The organism is Rhodoferax sp. (assembly GCF_028688795.1).
Lineage (GTDB): Bacteria > Pseudomonadota > Gammaproteobacteria > Burkholderiales > Burkholderiaceae_C > Rhodoferax.
Genome location: NZ_JAQTXM010000085.1, coordinates 1 through 4,428, shown reverse-complemented (window position 1 = coordinate 4,428; position 4,428 = coordinate 1). Strand labels below are relative to the sequence as shown.

Here is a 4,428-nt window from a genome sequence, read left to right as displayed (position 1 = left end):
AAGGAAATCTCATTCAAGACGGCGTTGGCCAAAGTCGTTTTGCCAGAGCCAGTGCCCCCGGCAATCAGGATATTTTTTCTGTCCGCAACAGCAGTTTTTATCAATGTGGCTTGCAGCTCAGTCATCACTCCCGTGCGAACATAGTCAGCCAGGCTAAAAATCAATGTTGCCTTTTTTCTGAGGGCAAAAGTTGGCGCCGACACAACCGGAGGAATCAAGGCCTCAAAACGCGAACCATCCAATGGCAATTCGCATTCCAGAATCGGGTTGTCCGATGTGACCGTGGCGCCCAGCATGGCCGCAACCGTGGCAACGATGGACATGGCACGCACACGGTCAATCTTGCCAATGCATTGCATGCCGTCTGTGTGGGAGTCAGTCCAGAGGTCACCCGCAGGGTTGAGCATGATCTCCACCACTTGGTCATCAGCCAGGGCTGCCAGGATGTCGGCCCCGAGGGCGCGTCGCAGTGCATCGTCCGACCGGCGGTGAAACTCATGGCTGGACGTGTTCTGGTGTTTGCTCATGCCGACATACCGCCTACCCGCAAGCACTCGGCACATCGGTTTTAAGAGGTCAACCAAGTCGAAAAGCCGACGGTACTGAAGGGGTATTGCTGCAGAATAATTGTTGTTGGCTGGTTGAATATTGGCCTGACACTTGCCTTATTTTGAGGTATTTAAAGTGCTTGTGAAATTGTGGGCACTCTGTATATTTACAGACATCAACACATTTTCAAGGGATAAAAATGAAGGTATCTGACGTGGCCAACAACATCATCACAACGGCCAGTTCTGGCGATTTGAAAAGCTTGCAAACCTTGAAGACTATTTGCAACAGTGATTCATCGTTTGTCGCGGCAGTCAAAAAATATCAAAGTTATCAGAAATTGCTTCAAAAGGCCTTCTTACTGAGTCGAACCTGGCAGAAATTTGGTCAAGCCCGCACTTGGAAAATTACTGTCAAGGCGCTCCAGGCTGCACTCAAGGCCATGGTGGCAGGTTTCAAGCGAATGATCGATTTGGCTGAATTTCCAGATATGTTAAAGATACAAATTGAGAAGTTAATCAAGTCCAATAATTTGCAAATATATCTCACCTCGTAAATATTATTTAAATCCGTAAAGGTGGTGCTTAATGGATGAAATACACTTCAGATCCTTGTCAAGGAAATGGGCTTTTAAGCTGCGTGAGGATGCACAGGATATTGAGCAGGAAATTATTATTTTTTATCTCACCAGACAGTCTGAAGATAAAAATCTGGACATCTTTCTGCCTGGCCATGAAGGTGCGCTTTTCGAGCTGCTCAAGCACAAAATCAGGGGCAACAACTTGGAAAGCCTGGGTGGCAGCGGCAAGCGCTTGGGTGGGGCGGGTGATGATGCCGATGCCTGCGACGCTGAAATACAGGACGAATTTGAATCGCCGGATGAGAAGGCCGATCAGCTCGAAAAGCGGCTGCAATTCGAGCAGGTGTTCTGCCAGGAACTTGACCAAATTGATGAACTGAACAATTTGGCTGGCAGCGACCTGGGGGATGCATTCGGCTTCACGGGTGCCAATGGCCGGGCCATCTTGTCCCAACTCAAAAAGCAAATTGTCGCCAGTGCGCAAAAGCGGTTCAACGCCAATTTGCAGGCTGTAAAGCCGACCTCACGGGCGAGAGCGCGGCGGCAAGCGGCGACGGCGTAATCGCCAGCCGCACGGGTGGCAAGGTGGCAGGGTGGGTTGCAAAGGAAGACGCTTCTGGCAGTTTTGCTAGCTGTCCACCCGGTATTCCTGGCACCGTTGCTTCAGCCTGTCCAAACACCTGCTGGGCATAGGCGACACCTATTTTTGAATTGGACCGCCCGGTGTTGTACAGTAAACGGGTGGCGAAGTCACCTTGCGGAGATTGGCAATTCTTAAGAGCATCGTGTCCACTTCAACTCAGGTGGACACATGGACACTCCAGAAATTCAAATGCCGCAGGCTGGTCGTCGGCGCGGACGCTACAGCGATCAATTCAAGCGCCAAGTCATATTGGCTTGCCTTGAGCCGGGCGTCTCTACGGCTGCGGTCGCGCTGGCCAATGGCCTCAACGCCAACTTGGCGCGTCGCTGGGTTGCAGAATCTTCACAGCACAATGACACGCGGGCATCGAAGAAGGCCACAACGTTGACATCTGTTCACACCGTCCCGGCCTTCATACCCATCAAACTTGAATCGGTGCCACCAGCGAGCGTCACCCGGCAAGCCGACATTCACATCGAACTCCAGCACGGCGCCACCACCGTGCATATCCACTGGCCCCTGAGCGCATCAAGCCAGTGCGCGCAGTGGGTTCGCGAGGTGCTGGCATGATCCGAGTGGACGCCGTGTGGCTCGCCATAGAACCGCTGGACATGCGCGCTGGCATCGATTCAGCCCTTGCACGGGTAGTCAAAGTCTTCGGTGCCGCGCACCCGCACACCGCCTACCTCTTTGCCAACCGGCGCTTCAGCCGCATGAAGGTGCTGGTGCACGATGGCATTGGGTTTTGGTTGGCTGCCAGGAGGCTGCACCAGGGCCACTTTGTCTGGCCAGCCCCTGGTGCCCAAGCCCAGGTCAACTTGAGCCGCCCCCAACTCGACGCCCTGGTGCTGGGTCTGCCCTGGAATCGCATTGGCGAGGGTGGCATCATCAGCGTTGTGTGAGCCAAAAAGTGATGCCAATCTCAGGCAACAAATAGGCTTCAAAGCCCATGCGGAAATGTTGATACGCTATTGTTTTTGAGTCAATTGGGGCATATCAGAATGGCAAAAAATAGCTCACTATGGGACACTTTGTTCCATGGTCGAAGCCCTTGAATCCCTGTCTAATCTGAGCGCAGAACAACTGCGCAGCCTTGCTCAGGAACTCATTGCCAAGGTGGCCCAGCAAAACCAAATCATTGCCGCCAAAGACAGCTGCATCCTGTACCGCCAAGCCAAGATCGACAAACTCACCCACGAGCTTGCCACGCTCAAGCGTTGGAAGTTCGGACGCAGCAGCGAGCAGCTCAATGGGACTCAGATCAGCTTGATCGAAGAAACGATGGATGCCGACATTGCTGCCATTGAAGAAGAACTTAAAGAGCTGGCACCGGCTCCAAAAACCGACACCCAACCCCGCCAACAGCCCAAACGCGCCGCCTTGCCCGCCGGTCTGCCCCGCGTCGACATCCATCACGAACCCGACTCCACCACCTGCGGCTGTGGTTGTCAGTTGAAGCGTATCGGTCAAGATGTCTCAGAGAAGCTGGACTACACACCGGGCGTGTTCACGGTGGAGCAGCATATTCGTGGCAAGTGGGCTTGCACCCAATGCCAAACCCTGATCCAGGCACCGGTACCGGCTCAAGTTATTGACAAAGGTATCCCCACAGCGGGTTTGCTGGCCCAGGTGCTGGTGGCCAAATACAGCGACCATTTGCCGTTGTACCGCCAGGAACGCATTTTTGGCCGTGCCGGTGTGGAAATTCCACGCTCTACATTGGCCCAGTGGGTGGGTATTTGCGGCGTGCAATTGCAGCCACTGGTGGATGCGCTCAAAACGGAAATTCTCAGCCACTCAGTGATGCATGCTGATGAGACGCCAGTGGAGATGCTCAAGCCCGGTAACAAAAAGACCCACCGGGCTTACCTTTGGGCCTACGCGCCAGGCGCATTCGAGGATTTGAAGGCAGTGGTCTACGACTTCTGCGAATCCCGAGCGGGCGAACATGCCAGAACATTCCTTGGAAAATGGAGAGGTAGCCTGATTTGTGATGATTACGCTGGGTACAAAGCGGGATTTGCCAGTGGTATCGTGGAAGTCGGCTGTATGGCGCATTCAAGACGCAAGTTCTTTGATTTACATGTGGCTGCCAAGAGCCAGATTGCGGGGCAGGCTTGTGCGTATATCAGTCAACTCTATGACGTGGAGCGTGAGCTCAAGCACCTCAAGTCTGATGAGCGCCTGCAAATTCGCCAGGCCAAGTCAAAGCCATTGGTCGATGCGTTTCACCAATGGATGCTGCTGCAGAGGCAAAAAATCACCGACAGCTCGGCCACCGCCAAAGCACTCGATTACAGCCTCAAGCGCTGGACGGCGTTGACGCAGTTTTTGAATGATGGGCAACTGCCCATCGATAACAACTGGATCGAGAACCAGATTCGCCCAATAGCCATCGGCCGCAGCAATTGGTTGTTCGCCGGTTCCCTGCGTGCGGGCCAGCGGGCGGCGGCGGTGATGAGTTTGATTCAGAGCGCCAAGCTCAACGGGCATGATCCGTATGCGTATCTGAAGGATGTGCTGGCTCGCCTGCCGACACACAAGAACAGCCAGATCGGCGAGTTGTTGCCGCATCGCTGGCAGCCCGTTTCACTTTAACTTCAGCTTCCTGTCATCAATGCATTGATGCGTCAACTTGTATTGCCCGCGCCTTTAC

The 4,428-nt window shown here is 53.8% G+C and carries 6 protein-coding genes; 5 read left to right on the top strand and 1 reads right to left on the bottom strand.

All coding sequences use genetic code 11. The features are described 5' to 3' along the window. The coding region (locus PHQ58_RS23350) for an ATPase, T2SS/T4P/T4SS family (RefSeq protein ID WP_300116257.1) at positions 1-527 on the bottom strand (527 nt) is incomplete at its 3' end. A gap of 221 nt (positions 528-748) precedes the next feature. Here PHQ58_RS23350 and PHQ58_RS23345 point away from each other — a divergent pair. From PHQ58_RS23345 to PHQ58_RS23325, 5 genes are all read left to right on the top strand, one after another. After that, positions 749-1,105 carry a hypothetical protein gene (locus PHQ58_RS23345; RefSeq protein ID WP_300116255.1) on the top strand — a complete coding sequence of 119 codons (357 nt, stop codon included), beginning with the start codon at positions 749-751 and terminating at the stop codon, positions 1,103-1,105. Between the two features lie 31 nt (positions 1,106-1,136). After that, a complete protein-coding gene (locus tag PHQ58_RS23340; protein ID WP_300116251.1) occupies positions 1,137-1,691 on the top strand; it encodes a hypothetical protein in 555 nt (184 codons plus the stop codon). A gap of 249 nt (positions 1,692-1,940) precedes the next feature. Then, a complete protein-coding gene (locus tag PHQ58_RS23335) occupies positions 1,941-2,342 on the top strand; it encodes a transposase (protein ID WP_300116247.1) in 402 nt (133 codons plus the stop codon). Beyond that, positions 2,339-2,674, top strand: coding sequence for an IS66 family insertion sequence element accessory protein TnpB (gene tnpB / locus PHQ58_RS23330; RefSeq protein WP_300116244.1), 336 nt, complete (start codon positions 2,339-2,341; stop codon positions 2,672-2,674). The genes PHQ58_RS23335 and tnpB overlap by 4 nt, the downstream gene beginning before the upstream one ends. A gap of 136 nt (positions 2,675-2,810) precedes the next feature. Then, positions 2,811-4,370 (top strand): IS66 family transposase, encoded by a 1,560-nt coding sequence (locus PHQ58_RS23325; RefSeq protein WP_300116241.1) that lies wholly within the window; start codon positions 2,811-2,813, stop codon positions 4,368-4,370. Positions 4,371-4,428 lie beyond the last annotated feature (58 nt).

Excerpts from the sequence above, each read along its gene's own strand:
- tnpB (WP_300116244.1), top strand. The coding sequence starts at position 2,339 with ATGATCCGAGTGGACGCCGTGTGGCTCGCCATAGAACCGCTGGACATG.
- PHQ58_RS23345 (WP_300116255.1), top strand. The coding sequence starts at position 749 with ATGAAGGTATCTGACGTGGCCAACAACATCATCACAACGGCCAGTTCT.
- PHQ58_RS23335 (WP_300116247.1), top strand. The coding sequence starts at position 1,941 with ATGGACACTCCAGAAATTCAAATGCCGCAGGCTGGTCGTCGGCGCGGA.
- PHQ58_RS23325 (WP_300116241.1), top strand. The coding sequence starts at position 2,811 with ATGGTCGAAGCCCTTGAATCCCTGTCTAATCTGAGCGCAGAACAACTG.
- PHQ58_RS23340 (WP_300116251.1), top strand. The coding sequence starts at position 1,137 with ATGGATGAAATACACTTCAGATCCTTGTCAAGGAAATGGGCTTTTAAG.